Genomic DNA, 1311 nt, shown 5'->3' with positions numbered 1-1311 from the left:
ACGCGATGTGCGCCTGCGAATGCGGGCTATTGAACAGACATTACAGGTAACCAAGCCAATGTGCCTAAAGCAGTTTTTTTCAACAAGTAGGCACAAAAAACGTATAACGTACTCTACGGCGGGATTTTTTTCGCTAACAGAAGCGGCACTTTCCCTTAGTATTTCTTCAAGTTTTAACGAAGCGGTATGTCCAAAAAAAACGCCACGTACGTTTTTAATTTGCGCGGAAAGAGCTTTAAGGCATAAAAATGCCTCATTTGCATCTTTACCGGAAACGGATAAAAACGCGCTTGCCCAACGTTGCGCATGAAACATTTTAGCCGCTCCCTTTTTGCGCCGTCGCTGAAAGCGCAAGCTCGTCCAACAGCATATTTACATAACGCCTGTTGTCTTCGCCGGAAAAATCCTTTGCGGAAAGTTTTGCGGAAACGGCTATTATCAAAGCGGCGGCTTCCAGTTTAAACTTCGCAAGTGCCGCCTGACGCTCCATTTCAATCTGTTTCAGCGCGGAATCTACTGAGGCTTGGGCTTCTTTCTTTCCTTCGGCAATTATCAATTGCGCCTGACGCTCGGCGTTTTCGTTCGCGGTTTTTAAAATTTCCCGCGCCTCGTCTTCGACTTTTCTTAGCTTGGCTTCGTACTCGTCAAGCAGTTTCATCGCCTCGTCTTTGTCTTTTTGCGCCTGCTCAATTGTATCCTGAATGCGTTTTGCCCTATCCGCCATGAATTTTGTTACCGGTTTAAACAATATCTTTCTTAAAATAAAAAACAAAAGAGTGATATTGATAATAGTAATTATAAATGTGACGGAAAAATTAAGCATTTTACCTCTACCTTATCCCAGTTTTGTTATCAGAAGAATCGAAATAACCAGCCCGTAAATAGCCGTCGATTCAGCCAGCGCAACGCCGACAAAGAACATCGGTGTCATTTTTCCGGCTGCTTCCGGCTGACGCGAAATCGCCTGTAAAAAACCTGATGTCGCAATGCCAATGCCGATACCGGCTCCGAGTCCTGTGAATACCGCGATACCCGCGCCAACCGCAATCAATACATTCAAATCCATACATAACCTCCATATTCAGCCGCGTGAGCGGCTATTTATATCGAAGTCTCCGCATAGCGGAGACAAACCTCCTAATTTCTTTTATGCTTCTTCACCAACTTTAACTGCCTCGCTAATATAAAGACTGGTCAAAAACACAAAAATTGCCGCCTGAATTAACCCGTCAAAAAAATCGAAATAGAGCGATAAAACAACGGGAAGCGCTATCGGAAACAGTCCTTCTATCATACTCATTAGTACATAAC

General features: G+C 44.2%; 3 protein-coding genes. All 3 read right to left on the bottom strand.

Annotated elements, in window-relative coordinates:
- Nucleotides 1–315, bottom strand: a 315-nt coding sequence (locus tag ACYVTD_RS12995; RefSeq protein ID WP_461248166.1) for a hypothetical protein, incomplete at its 3' end; no start/stop codon positions are given.
- Nucleotide 316: 1 nt separating this feature from the next.
- Entirely contained in the window at nt 317–823 is a 507-nt protein-coding gene (locus ACYVTD_RS12990; RefSeq protein WP_461248165.1) for an ATP synthase F0 subunit B, read from the bottom strand.
- 12 nt (nt 824–835) lie between these two features.
- Nucleotides 836–1066 (bottom strand): ATP synthase F0 subunit C, encoded by a 231-nt coding sequence (gene atpE / locus ACYVTD_RS12985; RefSeq protein ID WP_461248164.1) that lies wholly within the window; start codon nt 1064–1066, stop codon nt 836–838.
- Nucleotides 1067–1311 lie beyond the last annotated feature (245 nt).

This window comes from Treponema sp. R6D11, assembly GCF_054786075.1.
This window is presented reverse-complemented; position numbering and strand designations above follow the sequence as displayed.

Coding starts and splice junctions, on each gene's coding strand:
- ACYVTD_RS12990 (WP_461248165.1), bottom strand. CDS start 823: ATGCTTAATTTTTCCGTCACATTTATAATTACTATTATCAATATCACT.
- atpE (WP_461248164.1), bottom strand. CDS start 1,066: ATGGATTTGAATGTATTGATTGCGGTTGGCGCGGGTATCGCGGTATTC.